The sequence below is a fragment of the Azovibrio sp. genome (assembly GCF_049658005.1).
Lineage (GTDB): Bacteria > Pseudomonadota > Gammaproteobacteria > Burkholderiales > Rhodocyclaceae > Azovibrio.
In genome coordinates this window covers 64,123-83,973 of sequence record NZ_JBASOH010000136.1, presented here as the reverse complement: position 1 = coordinate 83,973, position 19,851 = coordinate 64,123, and the positions used below count along the sequence as shown (strand labels likewise).

16 protein-coding genes and 1 riboswitch are annotated in these 19,851 nt (G+C 64.6%); of the genes, 10 read left to right on the top strand and 6 right to left on the bottom strand.

Annotated features, from left to right (window positions below; genetic code table 11):
- Nucleotides 1-139 precede the first annotated feature (139 nt).
- Nucleotides 140-478: a P-II family nitrogen regulator gene (gene glnK / locus WBH99_RS13820; RefSeq protein WP_424220676.1), complete on the bottom strand. Its 339-nt coding sequence runs from the start codon at nt 476-478 to the stop codon at nt 140-142.
- Between the two features lie 304 nt (nt 479-782).
- On the opposite strand from glnK, the gene WBH99_RS13815 reads away from it, so the two are divergent.
- The 5 genes from WBH99_RS13815 (at nt 783) to metH (ending at nt 8,148) form a co-directional block, all read left to right on the top strand.
- The gene (locus WBH99_RS13815) at nt 783-1,025 is read left to right on the top strand and encodes an accessory factor UbiK family protein (protein ID WP_424220675.1); all 243 of its coding nucleotides are present in this window, start codon (nt 783-785) and stop codon (nt 1,023-1,025) included.
- Nucleotides 1,026-1,031: 6 nt separating this feature from the next.
- Nucleotides 1,032-2,534 carry a YifB family Mg chelatase-like AAA ATPase gene (locus tag WBH99_RS13810; RefSeq protein WP_424220674.1) on the top strand — a complete coding sequence of 501 codons (1,503 nt, stop codon included), beginning with the start codon at nt 1,032-1,034 and terminating at the stop codon, nt 2,532-2,534.
- Nucleotides 2,531-3,736: a multidrug effflux MFS transporter gene (locus WBH99_RS13805; RefSeq protein ID WP_424220673.1), complete on the top strand. Its 1,206-nt coding sequence runs from the start codon at nt 2,531-2,533 to the stop codon at nt 3,734-3,736. The genes WBH99_RS13810 and WBH99_RS13805 overlap by 4 nt, the downstream gene beginning before the upstream one ends.
- Nucleotides 3,733-4,212: a hypothetical protein gene (locus WBH99_RS13800; RefSeq protein WP_424220672.1), complete on the top strand. Its 480-nt coding sequence runs from the start codon at nt 3,733-3,735 to the stop codon at nt 4,210-4,212. The genes WBH99_RS13805 and WBH99_RS13800 overlap by 4 nt, the downstream gene beginning before the upstream one ends.
- Nucleotides 4,213-4,326: 114 nt before the next feature.
- A riboswitch (S-adenosyl-L-homocysteine riboswitch) is annotated at nt 4,327-4,399 on the top strand.
- Between the two features lie 71 nt (nt 4,400-4,470).
- Nucleotides 4,471-8,148 (top strand): methionine synthase, encoded by a 3,678-nt coding sequence (metH, locus tag WBH99_RS13795; protein WP_424220671.1) that lies wholly within the window; start codon nt 4,471-4,473, stop codon nt 8,146-8,148.
- Between the two features lie 221 nt (nt 8,149-8,369).
- Here the strand turns inward: metH and WBH99_RS13790 are convergent, their stop codons facing one another.
- Nucleotides 8,370-9,572 (bottom strand): trypsin-like serine protease, encoded by a 1,203-nt coding sequence (locus WBH99_RS13790; RefSeq protein WP_424220670.1) that lies wholly within the window; start codon nt 9,570-9,572, stop codon nt 8,370-8,372.
- Nucleotides 9,573-10,085: 513 nt separating this feature from the next.
- Nucleotides 10,086-10,472 carry a DUF2721 domain-containing protein gene (locus tag WBH99_RS13785; RefSeq protein ID WP_424220669.1) on the bottom strand — a complete coding sequence of 129 codons (387 nt, stop codon included), beginning with the start codon at nt 10,470-10,472 and terminating at the stop codon, nt 10,086-10,088.
- Between the two features lie 122 nt (nt 10,473-10,594).
- Here WBH99_RS13785 and WBH99_RS13780 point away from each other — a divergent pair, with 122 nt between their 5' ends.
- Both WBH99_RS13780 and argC read left to right on the top strand, forming a co-directional pair.
- Entirely contained in the window at nt 10,595-11,929 is a 1,335-nt protein-coding gene (locus WBH99_RS13780; RefSeq protein ID WP_424220668.1) for a GGDEF domain-containing response regulator, read from the top strand.
- Nucleotides 11,930-12,016: 87 nt separating this feature from the next.
- Entirely contained in the window at nt 12,017-12,976 is a 960-nt protein-coding gene (argC, locus tag WBH99_RS13775) for an N-acetyl-gamma-glutamyl-phosphate reductase (RefSeq protein WP_424220667.1), read from the top strand.
- Between the two features lie 296 nt (nt 12,977-13,272).
- Here argC and WBH99_RS13770 read toward each other — a convergent pair whose 3' ends face one another.
- Together WBH99_RS13770 and WBH99_RS13765 are read right to left on the bottom strand one after the other, a co-directional pair.
- Complete coding sequence (locus WBH99_RS13770) at nt 13,273-14,481, bottom strand: exo-beta-N-acetylmuramidase NamZ family protein (RefSeq protein ID WP_424220666.1); 1,209 nt, start codon at nt 14,479-14,481, stop codon at nt 13,273-13,275.
- Entirely contained in the window at nt 14,478-15,026 is a 549-nt protein-coding gene (locus tag WBH99_RS13765) for a DOMON-like domain-containing protein (RefSeq protein WP_424220665.1), read from the bottom strand. Before WBH99_RS13765 ends, WBH99_RS13770 begins: the two co-directional genes overlap by 4 nt.
- Before the next feature lie 114 nt (nt 15,027-15,140).
- On the opposite strand from WBH99_RS13765, the gene WBH99_RS13760 reads away from it, so the two are divergent.
- From WBH99_RS13760 to murB, 3 genes are all read left to right on the top strand, one after another.
- The gene (locus WBH99_RS13760) at nt 15,141-15,545 is read left to right on the top strand and encodes a hypothetical protein (protein ID WP_424220664.1); all 405 of its coding nucleotides are present in this window, start codon (nt 15,141-15,143) and stop codon (nt 15,543-15,545) included.
- A 208-nt stretch (nt 15,546-15,753) separates the two neighbouring features.
- The gene (locus WBH99_RS13755) at nt 15,754-16,194 is read left to right on the top strand and encodes a PACE efflux transporter (RefSeq protein WP_424220663.1); all 441 of its coding nucleotides are present in this window, start codon (nt 15,754-15,756) and stop codon (nt 16,192-16,194) included.
- Between the two features lie 2 nt (nt 16,195-16,196).
- Nucleotides 16,197-17,231, top strand: a complete 1,035-nt coding sequence (gene murB / locus WBH99_RS13750; RefSeq protein ID WP_424220662.1) for a UDP-N-acetylmuramate dehydrogenase — start codon at nt 16,197-16,199, stop codon at nt 17,229-17,231.
- A gap of 95 nt (nt 17,232-17,326) precedes the next feature.
- On the opposite strand, the gene gyrB is transcribed toward murB, so the two are convergent.
- Nucleotides 17,327-19,795 carry a DNA topoisomerase (ATP-hydrolyzing) subunit B gene (gene gyrB, locus WBH99_RS13745; protein WP_424220661.1) on the bottom strand — a complete coding sequence of 823 codons (2,469 nt, stop codon included), beginning with the start codon at nt 19,793-19,795 and terminating at the stop codon, nt 17,327-17,329.
- Between the last annotated feature and the right edge of the window lie 56 nt (nt 19,796-19,851).

Below are 19,851 nucleotides of genomic sequence, written 5' to 3'. Positions count from 1 at the left end.
AGGGGCGGCAGCGGGGGACGCCGCGGCTTCGACGGCAGGCCCGGCCGGCTCGGCCTCTTCAGCCCAGGCGGGAGCGCCCAGGGTTACCGCGCCTAGCAGCGCGAGACATGCGAACAAGCGTTTCATGATCCAGTTCTCCTTAAAGGGCGTCCACGCCGGTTTCACCGGTACGGATACGGATGACTTGCTCCAGGTCGGAGACAAAAATCTTGCCGTCACCGATCTTGCCGGTGCTGGCAGACTTCTCGATGGCTTCGATGACCTGATCCAGGAGTTCGCTCTTGATGGCGGCCTCGATCTTCACCTTGGGCAGAAAATCGACGACATACTCGGCGCCGCGATACAGTTCCGTGTGCCCTTTTTGCCGGCCGAAGCCCTTGACTTCAGTAACGGTGATGCCTTGTACGCCAATGGCGGAAAGGGCTTCACGCACTTCGTCAAGCTTGAACGGCTTGATGATGGCGATTACGAATTTCATGGGTAATTTCCTCGCTAAAAGTTGGGTTTTCTCCTGCTTCCCCTGGCCGGAGCGAAAGCTGAAGATTCCTGTGCAGCGTCAAAATCTTGCAATCCATCGATAGCAGGGACCGTGCCAGACGATAAAACCCTTCAATTTCAAGTAACTGCGGCATTCCTCTTGAAGCGGATACAGGGCGACGCACCATGCCAGTGCGCATATTCTTGCGAGCGCACCATCTCGAACCCGCCCAGATCCCGTGTGGGCCAGAACGCCGGCCCGCCGGCCCGCCCGTGCTAAACTCGAATCAAAGGAGGGAAACATCATGTTTGATCCCAAGTCGCTCGAAGACATCAGCAACAAGATCAGCGCCCTGATCGCCGCCAGCCCCGCCAAGGATGTGGAAAAGAATGTGCGAGCCCTGATGGGCAGCGTGTTTACCCGGATGGATCTGGTCACGCGGGAAGAATTCGACATCCAGGCCCAGGTGCTGGCCCGCACCCGGGAAAAGCTGCACGCCCTGGAAGCCAGGGTGGAAGCCCTGGAAAAAGCCCAGCGGGAAGAATAAGACCCCATGGCCCTGGCCAGCCTCTGGTGCCGAGGCCTGGATGGGCTGCAAGCCCCCCGGGTCCAGGTGGAAGTGCATCTGGCGGCCGGGTTGCCCAGCTTCACCCTGGTTGGCCTGCCCGACACCGAGGTCAAAGAGGCCCGGGACCGGGTCCGGGCCGCCATCGTCAATTCCGGCTTTGAATTCCCGCAACGCCGTATCACGGCCAACCTGGCCCCGGCTGACCTGCCCAAGGAATCCGGCCGTTTCGATCTGCCCATTGCCCTCGGCATTCTCGCCGCCTCCGGGCAGATTCCCGCCCAGCGCCTGAACGACCACGAATTTGCCGGGGAGCTTTCCCTCTCCGGCGCCCTGCAACCCATCCGGGGCGCCTTTGCCATGGTGCTGGCCGCGGCCGACAGCAGCATGAATACCTTCATCTTGCCTCTCGCCAGTGCCGGCGAAGCCGCCCTGGCCGGCACCGGCCGGGTACTGGGCGCCGCCAGCCTGCTGGAGGTATGCGCCTACCTGCGCGGCGAGGGCGAACTCGGCACAGGCAGTAACCCGGCCCCCAGCAAAAGCCCGGACTATCCCGATCTCGCCGACATCAAAGGCCAGGCCCAGGCCCGGCGGGTGCTGGAAATCGCGGCGGCCGGGGGCCACTCCTTGCTGATGTACGGCCCGCCGGGTAGCGGCAAATCCATGCTCGCCGCCCGTCTGCCCGGCCTGCTGCCGCCCCTGGACGACGCCGCCGCCCGGGAATCCGCCGCCGTACTCTCCCTGGCCGGGCGCTTCGACCCTGGCCGCTTTCGCCAGCGCCCCTATCGCGCCCCCCATGCCACGGCTTCCGCCGTGGCCCTGGTGGGCGGCGGCAGTCCACCGCGCCCCGGCGAAATCAGCCTCGCCAGCCAGGGAGTCCTGTTTCTCGATGAATTGCCGGAATTCGACCGGAAAGTCCTGGAAAGCCTGCGCGATCCCCTCGAACGGGGCGAAATCCATATCGCCCGTGCCGCCCGCCACGCCACCTTTCCCGCCCGCTTCCAGTTCATTGCCGCCATGAACCCCTGCCCTTGCGGCTGGCAGGGCCACCCCAATGGCCGCTGCCGCTGCACCCCGGACCAGATCCGCCGCTACCGCAGCAAGATTTCCGGCCCCATCCTGGACCGGATGGACCTGATCATCGAAGTCCCCGCCCTGCCCCCGGAAATCCTGGCCCAGGGCACCCCCGGGGAGAGCTCCGCCCAGGTGCGAGCCCGGGTCAGCGCGGCCCTGATCCGCCAGCAGGCGCGCCAGGGCAGCGCCAATGCCCGCCTCGGCCCGGCCCAGGCCGACACTCACCTGAGTGCCGAGCCAGATGCCCGGAAGTTGTTGCAGCAGGCCGCCGCCCGGCTCGATCTTTCCGCCCGCGCCTGGCACCGAGTCCTGAAGGTGGCCCGCACCATTGCCGACCTGGCCGGTAGCGAACTGATCCAGAAGCCCCACCTGGCGGAAGCCCTGCAATACCGCCGCCCCTTCACCGAACCCACATGACCTTGCGCCAACCCACCCTGGGGCTGACCGTGCTGCTGGCCGCCCTGGCCACCATCGGTCCCTTCTCCATCGACACCTATCTGCCCGCCTTTCCCCAGATCGGGGCGGCCCTGCAGGTCGACAAACTGGCGATCCAGCAGACCCTGTCCATCTATCTGCTCACCTTCAGCCTGATGACCCTCTGGCATGGCGCCTTGTCGGACAATTTCGGCCGCCGCCCGGTGATTCTCGCCGGAGTCGCCATCTACGGCCTCGCCTCCCTGGGCTGCACCCTGGCCACCAGCATCGAGATGCTCTGGGTCATGCGCGCGCTGCAGGGGCTTTCCGCCGGGGCCGGAATGGTGGTGAGCCGGGCCATGGTGCGGGACCTCTACGCCGGCCCGACGGCGCAGCGGCTGATGTCGCACATCGCCATCATGTTTGCCGTGGCCCCGGCCATCGCCCCCATGATCGGGGGCTGGCTGCTGGGTCTGGCCGGCTGGCGCTCGTCCTTTGCCTTCCTCACCGCCATGGCCCTGCTGCTCTGGGGAGTCTGCTGGCGCCTGCTGCCGGAATCCCTGGCGCCGGAGAAGCGCCAGACCCTCTCTCCCGGCCCTTTGTTCCGGGCCTATCGACGGGTGCTCGGCCACGCCGGCTTCCTTGCCACCAGCATCGGCATCGGCTGCTGCTTCGGAGGCTTCTTCGTGTATGTGCTCTCGGCCCCGGTCTTTCTCATGAAACACCTGCACCTGGGCCCCCTGGATTTTCACTGGCTGTTCGTCCCGGCCATGGCGGGCATGATGGGCGGCTCCTGGCTCTCGAGCCGGGCCGCCGGGCGCTGGAGCACCCGCCGCACCCTGGGCATCGCCTTCGTCCTCATGGCCGTGGCCGCCCTGATCAACCTGCTGGTTTCCACCCTGTTGCCGCCGCTCCTGCTGCCCAGCCTGCTGCCCGTTCCCCTCTACACCCTGGGCATGTCCCTGGCGATGCCCACCTTGACCCTGCGGGCGCTGGATTTTTTTCCGGACAACCGGGGCATGGCCGCTTCCTGCCAGAGCTTTCTGCAGACCATGCTGAGCGCCGGCATCGCCGCCTTCGTCGCTCCGGCGCTGTGGGATAGCCGCCTGGGGCTGGCCCTGGGCATGACCGGCCTGGGCGGATTGGGCGCCCTGCTGATCCTGGCTCATCTGAGAACCCCTGTTTTCCGGCCCCCCTCCCCATGAGATGCTTCGCCTGGATTGCTTCCCTCTTGCTCGCCACCGGTGGCTGCGATGCCATCAATCTCCAGGAAATCCGCCCCGGCGTCACGACGGCGGACGAAGTCCGGGCGCGCATGGGGGAACCCACGGCGGAATTCATTAACCCGGATGGTTCGGTCACCTACGAATATTCCCGCCAGCCCAACGGGGTGGAGTGCCACATGATCACCTTCGGCCCGGACCGGCGGGTCAGTCAGGTCGAGCAGGTCCTGAGCGAAGCCACCTTTGCCCGCATCCGGAATGGCCTGAGCCGGGACGAAGTGCGCCGCCTCATGGGCAAGCCCGCTTCCATCCAGACTTTCGAGAGGCAGCGGGAAGAAGTCTGGGACTGGCGCATCAAGGGCGACATTCCCACGGATGAGTGGCACTTGCACGTCCACTTCGATACCGACAGCGGCCGGGTGGTACGCACGAGCCGGCGACTGGAAATGCGCGGCTAAGCCCGCCATCCGTTCCGGGGCCAAGTCTGCTCCACCTTGATTTCGTATATTTTTCAGCCATTTTCCGCGCACTTTCCGCTTGGCAGGGCGGCTCGCTGTAAGTAAACTCGCGGCTCTGCCGAGGAGCGCTGCGACCCGTTTCCAATGACGGGCCAGGCTCGGCAATGTTCAACGGCGCTCGCAAACCCCAGCGGTTTGTGGCGCCGTCTGCTTTTGCGGCGCCCCGGCCCTGAACCAGATTTCGCCGAGGAAGATCCCATGCAGCCCGACCGCACAGCCGAACTCCAGACCCTCCTGCACCAACGCCTTCTGATCCTGGACGGTGCCATGGGCACCATGATCCAGCGCCACAACCTGCAGGAAGCGGACTACCGGGGCGAGCGCTTCAAGGATCATCCCCACGACCTGAAGGGCAACAACGACCTCTTGCTGCTGACCCGGCCCGACCTCATCCAGGGCATCCACCAGGCTTATCTGGAAGCCGGGGCCGACCTCATCGAAACCTGCACTTTCAACGCCACGGCCATTTCCCAGGCGGATTACAACCTGACGGAAGTGGTCTATGAGCTGAACTTCGAGGGCGCCCGCCTGGCGCGCCAGGTCTGCGACGAATTCAGCGCAAAAGACCCGGCCAAGCCCCGTTTCGTGGCGGGGGTGCTCGGCCCCACCAGCCGCACCGCTTCGATCTCCCCGGACGTAAACGACCCGAGCTACCGCAACGTCAGCTTCGACGCCCTGGTGGCCAGCTATTTCGAGGCCATCACCGGCCTCCTGGAAGGCGGCGCCGACCTGCTGCTGGTGGAAACGGTGTTCGATACCCTGAATGCCAAGGCCGCGCTGTTTGCCATCGAACGCTTCTTCGACAAGGCGGGCCGGCGCTGGCCGGTGATGATCTCCGGCACCATCACCGACGCTTCCGGCCGCACCCTGTCGGGCCAGACCGCCGAGGCCTTCTGGAATTCCCTCTCCCACATCCGCCCTCTCAGCTTCGGCCTCAACTGCGCCCTGGGGGCAAAGGAACTGCGCCAGTATGTGGAGGAACTGTCCCGGGTGTGCGACTGTTTCGTCTCCGCCCACCCCAATGCCGGCCTACCCAATGCCTTCGGCGGCTATGACGAAACCCCGGAGCAACTGGCCGAAGAAATCGCCGACTGGGCCCGGCACGGCTTCGTGAACATCGTCGGCGGCTGCTGCGGCACCACGCCGGAACACATCCTTGCCATCGCCCGGGCGGTGGCCCAGTTCCCGCCCCGGCCCATTCCCATCATCCCCCCGGCCCTGCGCCTTTCCGGCCTGGAGCCCCTCAACGTCGGCCCGGACAGCCTCTTTGTGAATATCGGCGAGCGCACCAATGTCACCGGCTCCAGGGCTTTTGCCCGGATGATCCTGGAGGGACGCCATGACGATGCCCTGGCCGTGGCCCGCCAGCAGGTGGAAAACGGCGCCCAGATCATCGACATCAACATGGACGAGGCGATGCTCGATTCCGTCGCCGCGATGGAAAAATTCCTCAAGCTCGTGGCCTCGGAACCGGACATTGCCCGGGTGCCGATCATGATCGACTCCTCCAAATGGGAAGTCATCGAGGCCGGCCTGAAGTGCATCCAGGGCAAAGGCATCGTCAATTCCATCTCCATGAAGGAAGGCGAAGCCAGGTTCATCGCACAGGCCAGGCTGGCTCGCCGCTACGGTGCCGCGGTGATCGTCATGGCCTTCGACGAACAGGGCCAGGCCGACACCTACGCCCGCAAGACGGAAATCTGCAAGCGCGCCTACGAACTGCTGCTACGCATCGATTTTCCGGCCGAAGACATCATCTTTGATCCGAACATCTTCGCCATCGCCACCGGCATTCCCGAACACGACAACTACGCCGTCGATTTCATCGAATCGGTGCGCTGGATCAAGCAGAACCTGCCCCACGCCCACATTTCCGGCGGCGTTTCCAACGTCTCGTTCTCCTTCCGCGGCAATGATGCGGTGCGCGAAGCCATCCACACGGTATTCCTCTACCACGCCATCCGCGCCGGCATGACCATGGGCATCGTCAACGCCGGCATGCTCGGCGTCTATGACGACCTCGATCCGGAACTGCGCCAGAAGGTGGAGGACGTGGTGCTCAACCGCCATCCCGGGGCCGGCGAAGCCCTGGTGGAATTCGCCCAGACCGTCAAGGAAGGCCGGGCCAGGGACAGCGGCCCGGATCTTTCCTGGCGCGCGCAGTCCGTCGAGAAGCGGCTGGAACATGCGCTGATCAAGGGCATCACCGATTTCGTCGTGGCCGATACCGAGGAAGTGCGCGCCCAGCTCGAAGCCCAGGGCAAGCCGCCCCTGGCCGTGATCGAAGGCCCGCTCATGGCCGGCATGAATCATGTGGGCGACCTGTTTGGTGCCGGCAAGATGTTCCTGCCCCAGGTGGTCAAATCCGCCCGGGTCATGAAGCTCGCCGTCGCCCATCTGCTGCCCTACATCGAAGCGGAAAAATCCCGTACCGGTCTGGGCAGCAAGGGCAAGATCCTGATGGCCACGGTCAAGGGCGATGTGCACGACATCGGCAAGAACATCGTCGGCGTGGTGCTGGGCTGCAATGGCTACGACGTGATCGACCTGGGCGTGATGGTCAGTTGCGACAACATCCTCAAGGCCGCCCGGGAGCATCGGGTCGACATCATCGGCCTCTCCGGCCTGATCACTCCGTCCCTGGAAGAAATGGCCCACGTGGCCAGCGAAATGCAGCGCCTCGGAATGACCCAGCCGCTTTTGATCGGCGGCGCCACCACCAGCCGCGCCCACACCGCCATCAAGATCGCGCCCCATTACCAAGGCGCCGTGGTCTATGTGCCGGACGCCTCCCGCGCCGTGGGGGTAGCCACCAAGCTGCTGTCTGCCGGGCAGCGCGACGGCTACATGGCCGAAATCGCAAGCGACTATGACGCCCTGCGCCAGGAACACGCCGGCCGCAAGGGCGCCACCCTGGTAAGCCTGGAAGAAGCCCGCGCCAACGGTTTCACGTGGAACAACGATTACATTCCCGCCGCCCCGGATCAGCCCGGCCTGCACATGATCCAGTTCGACCTGGCCCAGCTGGCGGAAGTGATCGACTGGAGCCCCTTCTTCCAGAGCTGGGACCTGGCCGGCCGCTTTCCCGCCATCCTCGACAACGAGCTGGTGGGCGAAACCGCCCGCCAGCTCCATGCCGATGCCCAGGCCATGCTGGAGAAGATCATCCGCGAGCAGTGGCTGGAAGCCAGGGGCGTGTACGCACTCTGGCCCGCCGCCCGGGACGGGGACGACCTGGTGTTCTACACCGATGCGCGCCGCAGCGAGGAAAGGGGGCGCTGGCTGGGCCTGCGGCAGCAGCACAAACAGCCGCCGGGCCGGCACAACCTGGCCCTGGCCGACTTCGTGGCCAGCAAGGAAAGCGGCATCCCGGACTGGGCCGGTGCCTTCGCCGTCACCGCCGGCCTCGGCATCGAGCCCCGGGTGGCCGCCTTCGAAGCCGCCCATGACGACTACAGCGCCATCCTGCTGAAGTCCCTGGCCGACCGCCTGGCCGAAGCCGCCGCCGAGTGGCTGCACCGGGAAGTACGTCAGAAAACCTGGGGCTACGCCGCCGATGAAAATCTCGCCAAAGAGGCCCTGCTCGCCGAGGCCTACCAGGGCATCCGCCCCGCCCCCGGCTACCCGGCCTGCCCGGACCACACCGCCAAGCGGGAACTGTTCCGCCTGCTGGACGTGGAACGCCGGATCGGCATGGGGCTCACCGAATCCTGCGCCATGACCCCCGCCGCTTCCGTGGCCGGCTTCTACCTCGCCCATCCCAAAGCGACTTACTTCGCCATCCCCAGGATCGGCGAAGATCAGCTGGCCGACTGGGCCAGGCGCTCGGGAATGGCCATCGACGAAGCCAGACGCTGGCTGGCACCGTTACTCTGAAATGGCCCGGCCTCACGGCTTCTCGAACTCAGCGCCGGTGATGCGCTTGCCCGCCGCGCGGTCGGCTTCGATGAAGCCCCGCCGCCGACCGTCGTGACGTGCGCGTAGCGCCGGTGCGCCGGACGGATCGGGTGGATCGGACGGATCGGGCGGCTGCCTCTGGGGTCGCGCGGGATGCTGTGGTTCAGCGTGGCGCTCGAGGCGGGTTTCGTACCGCCGCGCTACCCCAGCCAACCGTCGTCATCGAGGATGGTGCGCACGGCGGTGAGCTTGACCACGCCCTCACCAAAACTGCCACCCTCCGGATTGAAGACATCGAGACAGAAATACTCGCTGGGCTCGGGCGTGCTGTCGCCGATGATCTCCACCGGGATCACCGCCTGGTTCTCGTCGGGATACAGGTTGAGGGTGCCGCTGACAGCAAGATAGTCGCTGCCGGCCAAGGCAGTGCCATCTCGCGTGACGTAGTCCACGCTCAGTATCTCGTCGGGGTCACTGCGCACGCCGGTGAACTGCAGCAGGAAGTAGGCGTAGCGGGTTCCGCTGCTGCCCTCGACCACCTCCTTTTCGACCTCCTCCGGCCTGGTCGGCGCGCCGGCATAGTTGGCCCGCAGGCTCTGGTCGATCCACTGCTGGTAGGCACTCACCCGCTGCCAGGCGGCGACTTCACCGAAGCTGCTGTTCGTGAGGCGATCAATATCAGGGTCGATGCCGTCACGAGTCAGGCTGGCGATGTAACTGGCGACGCCGGCAATCTCGTTCTGAATGAATGCCGGACCACCACTGTCACCCGGGCCAATCAGACCTTCATCCAGACCCTGGCCTGTGTCATGCCGATACATCAGTTGGCCCAGCGCATCGTGGCTGGAGGTGCCGTTGTCGAAGTCGGCGATCAGTTGCGTTCCGGCTAGCGGTGTCCAAGCCATCCCGGAGCCGAGGTAGCTCTTCAGTGTAGCGGCATCGGCATCGAACCGATTGGCGGCCTTGAGGCGGACCGGACTTTGGGTGTCGGGACTGGTCGCGCCCGTGCTTCCCGTACCTGTTCGGCCATAGCCTGACAACGCGAAGACTTGCCCGACCTCGTCGCTGTCGCGATAGATGTCATAGCGATCGGCCGCCACCGGCGCTGTTTCCGATAGCCAGGCAATTGCCAGGTCATTGTTGCTGTCTGCGTCATAGCCGGGATGCGGCAGTATTTTGGTGGTGCCGAGCGTCTGTGTCCCGCTCCCCGTATCGAAAGTGACGCTGGCAGATCCCGCCCGCCCCTCGAACAGGTGAGCCGACGTCAGGATGGCGCGGCCATCAAACAGCAACGTGCCCGTGCCATAAAAGCCATCGATGCTCACGCGCACAACGCCGTCGTAACCATCACCCGGATAGGTACGGTAGCGGGAATCGGTGGAATAGGCGGTCGTGGTTACCATCGGAGCAAGTTCAGTTGCGAAACAGCGGGTATTGTCTCAAACGCCCGGCTTTCCTGCGATGCTTTTGCCTGTTCGACCTTCAGGATCACGCCCGTCGTCCCGTCGTCCCGTCGTCCCGTCGTCCCGTCGTCCCATCGTCCCATCGTCCCGCATCCCGCATCCGATGCCGGATGACCGGGCCGAGGCACACCAGAGGGATGAACGAGGGTGAGGGTTCTCCAATCCCGAGACATCGAGGCCGGTGACGGCGAGTCAGGGGCAGGAGGCGGGGCGACTGTCTGATTTGTCTGGAGCGCGTACTTTCCGGACAAGGCTGGAGATGCACCGAGCGCAACACATTGCTGTCGCGCTTTTGCTTTCAACCTGAACCAGCAGTTACCCCACCTCTCTCTGCATGATCGTGATGATGGATTTTAAGTCGCCCATGCTCAAGCAAGGTTGGCTCAAACAGCTTGAGGGGCAGAAACTGGCGACACAGGGCTGGATTGGTCGATTGAAATTCACCGGAAATCATCAATCAGGCTGCTCCAGGTCCTCCACCACCACCGCCAGGGCATTGGTGGAAATCAGCACTTCCACCAGGGACAGCACCAGGGAGACCGCGAGGGAAAGAAGACTGATGCCAAACAGCACCTTGCCCGGCATTTCCCCGTGGATGAACAGGGCAAACATGGACAGCGCGCAGAGCAGAAAGCTCAGGACGCCAAAGCCCTGCATGTACTGGATCAGCGCGATGCGCCGCTTGAGGCCGGGAATCTGGCGCCGCACCACCGGGGCATTGCGGACTTCGGACGCATGCAGCTGGCGGATCACCTGGGCCAGCGACAAAAAACGGTTGGTATAGGCCAGCAGCAGCAAGGAGATGGCAGGAAACAGCAGGGCGGGAGTGGTCAGGTCCATGGGGCTTGGCGGGTCAAAAGCAATGCCCGGGATTCTATCCCCATTCAAGCCCGCCTCCCGACCCGAAAAGCATGCGACAATGACCCAGGTTTCCGCCTCAAGTCCTAGCCCCCTGTCCCGCCATGTCATCCCCTTCCGTGTTTTGCAGTGAAAAGCTGGCCCGTCTTGCCGGCGGCTTTGATAGCCATGCCCCGATCCGGGTGCTGGTGGTCGAGGACAGCAAGACCGTGCGCTACCAGTTGCGCGGCTACCTGCAATTGCTGGAAAACGTCACGGTAGTGGAAGCGGAAACTCTGGCCGAAACCCGGGAACTGCTGACCCATACGCCCGAACCCTTCTTCTGTGCCATTCTCGACCTCACCCTGCCGGATGCCTCGGGCAGCGAAGTGGTGGATCTGGTACAGACCTTCAAGGTGCCCAGCATCGTCCTCACTGCCACCCTGGACCCGATGATCCGCCAGGCCGTGCTGGATCGCCGGGTGATCGACTATATGTTCAAGACCGGCGCCGCCGCCATTGAAGATGTGGCCTATCTGGTGGGCCGCCTGCGCCAGAATCGGGAAATGACCGTGCTGGTGGTCGATGATTCAGCCACCTTTCGCATCCACCTGAGCCGCTTGCTGGAGCAGTACCGGTTTCGCATCCTCACCGCCAGCAATGGTCTGGAAGCCCTGGCTCTGTTGCAGGAACACCAGGAAACCGCCTTGGTGCTCACCGACTACTACATGCCGAAGATGGATGGCCTGACTCTGATCCGCCAGATCCGGCGTGACTTCCGCCGCGAAGACCTGGCCATCATCACCCTCTCCGACGCCACCCACCCGGATCTCTCCGCCGCCATGATCAAGGCCGGGGCCAATGACTACCTCAACAAGCATTTCCAGGTGGAAGAGTTCTACTGCCGCATCGTTCAAAATATCAACATGGTGCGCTTCGTGCGGCAATTGCGTGACCTGGCCAACCGGGATTACCTGACCCACCTCTACAACCGCCGCCGCCTGTTCGAAATCGCCGAGCTGCGACTCAGTAGCGCCCGGAAACAGCATGGCCCGATCGCCCTGGCCCTGCTCGACGCCGATCACTTCAAGCGCATCAACGACCACTACGGCCACGCCACCGGCGATCTGGCCTTGAAAAAAATCGCCGACGTCCTGCGCCGCGGCAGCGACAGCCATGACGACCTCGTGGCCCGTTACGGTGGCGAGGAATTCGTCTGCTTCAGTACACTGACTGCCGACGAAACTCCCGCCTGCTACTTCGAAGCCCTGCGCCGCCGCATCGAAGCCATCGACCTGGAAGTGAATGGAGAACGGATTCCCCTCACCGTCAGCATCGGCTACACCACCGATTCCCGGGGCACCCTGAGCGAAATCATCAACCGGGCCGACCAGGCCATGTATCAGGCCAAGGCCGCCGGGCGCAACCGGGTCGTCCATTTCGAGACTCAGGCCAGCTAGCCTGCCGCCACGCCTGCGTCACGAAAAATGCACCGAACCCGCCTACAATGACGGGCTCGAACACAGCACAACAGCTCCGGAGCATCCATGACTTTCAAGGTATTCATCGACGGCCGCCACGGCACCACCGGCCTCAAGATCGACGAGCGGCTCGCCCTGCGCCCCGAAATTGAAATCCTCACCATCCCCGAAACCCAGCGCAAGGACCCGGTGGTGAAGGCCGAATACATCAACAAGGCCGACGTGGTCTTCCTCTGCCTGCCCGATGCGGCATCGAAGGAATCCGTCGCCCTGCTCGCTCCGGACAACGGCCATACCCGTTTCCTCGACGCCTCCACCGCCCACCGCACCCACCCGGACTGGGTCTACGGCCTGCCCGAACTCAACGGCGGCCAGCGCGAGCGCATCAAAAACGCCCGGAAAGTCGCCGTGCCCGGCTGCCACGCCAGCGGCTTCATCATGCTCATGGCCCCGCTGGTGGCGGGCGGCATCGTGCCCCCCGACTACCCGGCCAGCACCTACTCGATCACCGGCTACAGCGGCGGCGGCAAGGAAATGATCGCCAGCTACGAAGAACCGGCCAGCCTGCCGGAAGCCATGAAGAGCCCGCGCTTCTACGCTCTCGGCCTGACCCACAAGCACCTGCCCGAAATGCAGGTTCAAACCGGCCTGGCCTACCCGCCCTTGTTCACCCCCATCGTCGGCAACTTCGCCCAGGGCATGGTGGTCGCCGTCCCCCTGCTGCCGCGCCTGCTCTCCCGGAAGATCACTCCCGCCGACGTGCAGGCCTGTTTCGCCGAACACTACGCCGGCGAAGTCTTCGTCAAGGTCATGCCCCTGGATGCCGCCGCGGTGCTGGATAACGGGTTCCTGCCCGCCACCGCCTGCAACGACACCAACCGGGCGGAAATTTTCGTGTTCGGCCACAGCGAACAGATCCTTTTGGCCGCCCGCTTCGACAACCTGGGCAAGGGCGCCTCCGGTGCCGCGATTCAGTGCATGAACCTCATGCTGGGCGTGGCTGAGACGACGGGGCTGGCGGTTTAAGTCGCCGTACCCCGGAGACAAGCTCCAACCATTGTCCGTGATGGCCTCTGCCTCTTCCGGCTCTTCTTTTCCCGGGAAGAGCCGGAAAGGCATGTGCATTTGTTCCCGCGGATGGGGAAGCGAAATTCTGGCTTGAATTCTGGCTTGAACCGTCCATCCCGCTGGCGAGGCATACCGAACAGTTTCCGAACAGTTTCCCCAGGTTTCGCAAGCAACGGCTGGCGGCCCTGAAGCGCTACGCTGAAAGTCTGTTTCGCAAGACGGCAAGGACCGTTTCGAGTCGTTTTCCAGCCCCTTCAATACAGCAAGAATCCCCGCCGCTCGTCCTCCCACGCCACCTCATCCGGCCGCACCAGGGCTTCGAAGTCGGCCGGGGAGGCCGCGGGATCATCGACCCACTCCCTCAGTAACGGACTGCCATTGATCAGGTCGATCGCCAGCCGGTCGTACTCGTATTCGTAGCCGAAGTCCCGCCACAGGGGGTAGTCGGGCTGCAGGCGGCGCAGGGCCTTGAAGGCCAGGGTTTGCAGGCGCCAGGGTTTGAAGGCCTGGTGGTCATAGCCATCGCAAGGTTCCACGTGAAACTGCACGCCGTTGCAAAGCTTGCCGGCGTGTTTGTGGAAGGTGGGCTCGAACCAGCATTCGCGCAGGCGGCAGCCCTTCAGCCATTCCGGTGCCAGGGCGCGCATTTCAGCAATGACGGCGCGGGCGTCGATGTCCGGGGCGCCGAACAGTTCCAGGGGCCGGGTGGTACCCCGGCCTTCGGACAGCGTCGTGCCTTCGAGCAGTACCGTGCCGGCGTAGGCCCGGGCCATGGCAAGGTTGGGGGCGTTGGGGCTGGGGTTGATCCAGCTGCGCTGCCCCAGGGGCCAGCCATAGCCGGGGGCGGCTTCGGGCTGCCAGCCGGCCAGGGTGACGACCTGGCAATCCACGTCCAGCTTCAGGGTGGCGATGAACCAGCGCGCCAGTTCGCCCAGGGTGAGGCCGTGGCGCATGGGCATGGGGCCGGCGCCCACGAAGCTCTCCCAGCCGGGGCGTAGCCGCAGGCCTTCCACCGGCCGGCCGGCGGGGTTGGGCCGGTCCAGCACCCAGACCGCCTTGCCCTGCCGGGCGGCGGCCTCCAGCACATAGCGCAGGGTAGTGATGAAGGTGTAGATGCGGCAGCCCAGGTCCTGCAGGTCAACGAGCAGCACATCGAAGCTGTCCAGCATGGCATCGGTGGGGCGGCGCACGGCACCGTAGAGGCTGAACACCGGGATACCGTGGCGCGGGTCGCTGTAATCCGGGGATTCCACCATGTTGTCCTGCTTGTCGCCCCTGAGGCCGTGCTGGGGGCCGAAGGCAGCGGTGATGTTCAGGTCGGGCAGGGCCGCCAGGGCATCGAGGCCGTGGGTCAGGTCCCGGCTCACGGAGGCCGGGTGGGCCAGCAGGGCGATGCGTTTTCCCGCCAGGGGGCGGCGCAGATCAGGGTCTTCAAGCAGACGGTCGAGGCCGAATTGGATCATGGTGGGGTCGTCAGGGTCAGGATAAAACCATTGCGATGATGAAAGTCGGGACGCGGTGCCGGGTGGTGCAAGGCCCAGTAGGAGAGCCGGCCATCGGCCAGTTCCAGCACGCTGGTAAGGCCCAGTTGCAGGGCGCCGGCGCCTTCGGCCAGAGCCGCCCCGGGCAGGCGGGCGATCAGTTCCAGGCAGCCGGCAGCCGCTTGCCAGTCCAGGCACGGGGCCGGCAGTTCCAGCCCTTCCCGGCGCTGACGGTAAGCGCCAAAGCCATAGCCCGCCCACTGGCCGGAGGGTGAGAAATTGTATTCCCGATAAGCCCGCGAATCAGCCCGGGCCAGGAACACCTCGAAGCAGCTATGGGCCCAGAGCCGGTCGGCTTCGACGGGATGGGCCCGGTCCGGCAGGCAAAGGCTTGCCAGGTCCCCCGCCAGGCGGTAGTGCAGCTCCAGGCTCCCATCCGGTAGCCCACGGCAGGCTACCGTGAGGGCGCGGATCCCTGGGGCTGGGTAGTCCGGATGGGGAATGAGGGCGACTGAGGTTATCATCATGGCAGCGGGCATTCTAACTTTGTCCGCGCCGCTTTGCCGTCCGTCCCGGCAAAGCGGGATGGCAAACCGATGAAACCGGATACCATGAGACTTTTCATCAGCAAGGAGTCCGACATGAAAACCACCCCCCTTTACGTACTTCCCTTCCTGGGCCTGCTCTCCCTGGCCAGCCTGCCCGCTCTGGCCGAAACCACGGCACCCCCCCTCAGCCTGCGCTGCGGCGGCATCGGTTCCGACGAATCCGCCGCGATGCTGGCCGAAGGCAAGCAGCAATCCCTCACCCTGCTCTTTGTCACCCACGACGGCCATTACATTTCCGATGTGCACACCCGGATCGAAAGCATCAAGGGCGAACCCCTGGCCGAACAAGCCTGCGGGCCGATCGGCCTCGTGCAGGTGACAGCGCCGGGCCGCTACAAGATCAAGGCGGGCCTGGGCGGGCAGCAACAGGAAAAGACCCTCACCCTGAAACCCTCGGGCGGCGCACGCCTGGTGCTGCGCTGGCAAGCTCCCGAGTAAGCCCGGCCCCCTTTTCGGCCGGCTTGACTTTCCTCTCCTGCGTGGAGCCGGTGCATCGCCCGCCCCACGCCCGCCCCACGCCCGCCCAAGCCTGGCCAGGGCCCGGGGACCCTGAAGCCGCCCCCATCCTGCAACCCACCCTGCACCACTGGCCCCCGGCAGGGTTTCTCTGCCACACTTCCACCTTTGCTTTTTCCCCGACCGTTGCATGAATTCCCCTCCCCTGCGCACCCTGCCGGACCGCCTCCGCCAGGCGATCCTGTTCGAACTGCTGGGCGTGTTCCTCATCACGCCCCTGTTCACCCTGGCAAGCGGTGAACCTCTGCTGGAATCCGCCGCCCTGCTGGCGCTCATTTCCCTGGTCGCCAGCCTCTGGAATGCCGCCTACTGCACCGCCTTCGACTGGCTCGAAGGCCGCCTCACGGGCCGCCGGGCCGACCAGCGTCCCCAGGTGCTGCGCCTCGCCCACGCCCTGGGCTTCGAAGGCGGCCTGCTGCTCTTCAGCCTGCCGGTGATCATGGCCTGGACCGGCATGGATTTCTGGACCGTCCTGGTCACCGACATCGGCCTTGCCCTCACCTACGCCGGCTATGCCTACCTGTTCAATCTGGCCTATGACCGGCTGCTTCCCATTCCCTCGAATTCCTGATCATGCTGCCCGATTTCATCCAGCCCCACGCCGACCTGACGTCCCGCAACAGCCTGGCCCTGCCCGCCCAGGCCGAGTTCCTGGCCACCATCACGAGCGCGGAGCAACTGGCGGCAGTCGCCCGCCACCCGGACCTGGCCGGCCGGCGGCGCTTTGCCCTGGGTGGCGGCTCCAACCTGGTACTGACCGGCGACTTTCCCGGGCTGATGCTCTCCATGGCCATCCCCGGCCGGGAACTGGCAGGGGAAGATGCCCAGGCCTGGTATGTGCGGGCCGGAGCGGGAGAAAACTGGCATGACTTCGTGCAATGGACCCTGGCCCGGGGCTGGCCGGGGCTGGAAAACCTCTCCCTGATTCCCGGCAGCGTCGGCGCCGCGCCGATCCAGAACATCGGCGCCTATGGCCTGGAGGTGGGGGAACTCATCGACCATCTGGAAGCGGTGGATCTGCACACCGGCAAGACCACCCGGTTTTCCGCCGCCGACTGCGCCTTTGGCTACCGGGACAGCCTGTTCAAGCGGGAAGGCTGGCACCTCACGGGCCGCTACGCCATCACCCGGATCACCTTCCGCCTGCCCAAGCGCTGGCATCCCCGCACCGCTTACGGCGAAGTCAGCGCCGAACTGGCCCGAAACCGCATTGACAGCCCCTCCCCGCAACAGCTTGCAGCCGCCATCATCACCATCCGCCAGAAGAAACTGCCTGATCCGGCGGCGCTGCCCAACGCCGGCAGCTTCTTCCAGAACCCGGTCGTCAGCGCCGAACTGGCGACGGCCCTCGCCACGGCCCACCCTCATCTGCCCCGCTATCCCCAGGCCGATGGCAGCGTCAAACTGGCCGCCGGCTGGCTGGTCGAACAGGCAGGCTGGAAAGGCCGCAACCTGGGCCCGGTGGGCATGTATGAACATCAGGCCCTGGTGTTGGTCAACCGGGGCGGCGCCAAGAGCCGGGACGTTCAGGCCCTGACCCGGGCCGTGCGCGAAGCCGTACTGGCCCGCTTTGGCGTGAATCTGGTGCCCGAACCGGTTTTTCTTTAAGAAGCAGACCTGATTCCCTGCCAACTTGCCAGAGCATCGTCAGCAGTTTTTCACTGACCCGGCACAGTGCTCACTTTCTGAGGCATCCGGCAGACTCATACGTCGATATTCCGCGCGTACAGGGCGTTGCTTTCGATGAAATTTCGCCGGGGTTCGACCAGTTCGCCCATCAGGGTGGTGAAAATCTGGTCGGCGCCGATGGCGTCGTCGATGTTCACCCTGAGCAGGCGGCGCACGGTGGGGTCCATGGTGGTTTCCCAGAGCTGGCTGGGGTTCATTTCGCCCAGGCCTTTGTAGCGCTGCTTGCTGATGCCCCGTTCCACTTCGCTCATCAGCCACGTCATGGCTTCGGCGAAGTTTTTCACGGCGCACTTCTTTTCGCCTCGGACCATGATGGCGCCCGGCCCGAACAGGCCAGCCAGGAGGTCGGCGGTTTTCCTGAGCTGGGCGTAGTCGCCGGAACGCAGGAAGTCTTCGTCGATCAGGCCGACCTTGACGTTGCCGTGGTGCATGCGTTCCATGCGCAGCAGCCAGCGCTCCTGCTCTTCGTCGTAGCTGGCGCGGATGCGGGTTCCGGGCTTGAGGAAACGGGAGAACAGCGCCGCGCTGGTTTCGGCTTCGGCCTGGCTGGAGAGATTCAGGCTGAGGTTGTGTTCCACCACGGCATGGAGGATTTCCGGATTGATGTAATGCGCCAGACGCTCGATGACGGCCTGGGCAAGCAGCCAGGAGCGAGCCAGTTCTTCCAGGGCGTCGCCGCTGATGGGAGGAGCGTCGGCCTTGGGGGTGAGGCTGGATTCCTGCATCGCCATCTTGAGCAGGAACTGGTTGTACTCGTGGTCGTCCTTCAGGTAGCGCTCGGTCTTGCCGTGCTTGACCTTGTAGAGCGGCGGCTGGGCGATGTAGATGTGGCCGCGCTCGACCAGCTCGGGCATCTGCCGGTAGAAGAAGGTGAGCAACAAGGTGCGGATGTGGGCGCCGTCCACGTCCGCGTCGGTCATGATGATGATGCGGTGGTAGCGCAGCTTCTCCGGCTTGTATTCGTCCTTGCCGATGCCGGTGCCCAGGGCGGTGATCAGGGTGACCACTTCCTGGGAAGAGAGCATCTTGTCGAAGCGGGCCTTTTCCACGTTGAGGATCTTGCCCTTGAGGGGCAAGATGGCCTGGAATTTGCGGTCGCGGCCCTGCTTGGCGGAGCCGCCGGCGGAGTCGCCCTCGACCAGATACAGTTCGCACAGGGCGGGGTCCTTTTCCTGGCAGTCGGCCAGTTTGCCGGGCAGGCCGATGCCGTCCAGGACGCCCTTGCGGCGGGTCATTTCCCGGGCCCGGCGGGCGGCATCACGGGCCCGGGCGGCTTCGACGATCTTGCCGCAGATGGTCTTGGCATCGGCCGGGCGTTCCTGCAGGAATTCGTGCAGTTTGGCGGCCACGACTTCTTCGACGGCGGGCCGCGCTTCGCTCGACACCAGTTTCATCTTGGTCTGGGAGGCAAACTTGGGATCGGGCATTTTCACCGAGAGCACACAGGCCAGGCCTTCGCGCATGTCGTCACCGGTGATTTCGACCTTGGCCTTCTTGGCGATTTCGTGTTCTTCGATGTATTTGTTGATGACCCGGGTCATGGCGGCCCTGAGGCCGGTGAGGTGGGTGCCGCCATCGGACTGGGGAATGTTGTTGGTAAAGCAGAGCACCTGCTCCTGGTAGCTGTCGTTCCACTGCATGGCGACTTCGACGCCGATGGTAACGCCCGTGTCGCCCACTTTGGCTTCGCCGGCGGAGTAGAAAATGGTGGGGTGCAGGATGGCCTTGCTGCGGTTGATGTACTCGACAAAACTCTGGACACCGCCAGCGAAGGCAAACAATTCTTCCTTGCCGCTGCGCTGATCCACGAGCTTGATGCTGACGCCGTTGTTGAGGAAGGAGAGTTCGCGCAGGCGCTTGGCGAGGATGTCGTAGTGGAATTCGATGTTTTCGAAAATCTCCTCATCGGCGAGGAAGTGCACCTCGGTGCCGTTGTGCTGGCTGTCGCCAATGACCTTGAGAGGTGAAACCTCGAAGCCGTCGCGCATTTCCAGGATGCGGTCCACGGGCACGCCCCGCTCGAATTCCATGAAGTAGCGCTTGCCACCGCGGCGGATGGTGAGGCGCAGCCACCTGGAAAGCGCATTGACGCAGGAGACGCCGACGCCGTGCAGTCCGCCGGAAACCTTGTAGGAGTTCTGGTTGAACTTGCCCCCGGCATGCAACTCGGTGAGGGCGATTTCGGCGGCGCTGCGCTTGGGTTCGTGCTTGTCGTCCATTTTCACGCCGGTGGGGATGCCCCGGCCGTTGTCCACGACGCTGATGGAGTTGTCGGTGTGGATGGTGACCACGATGTCGTCACAGTAGCCGGCCAGGGCTTCGTCGATGGCGTTGTCCACGACTTCGAAGACCAGGTGATGCAGGCCGGTGCCGTCGGAGGTATCGCCGATGTACATCCCCGGACGTTTCCGCACGGCCTCCAGGCCTTCGAGGATCTGGATGCTGGCTTCGCCGTAGGCGGGGTTCTGGTTTTCTTGGGTCATCGATTTTTCCGGTGTGTTCGTGAATCCCCCCGGCCAGGCCTGGACGGGGTCCGCGC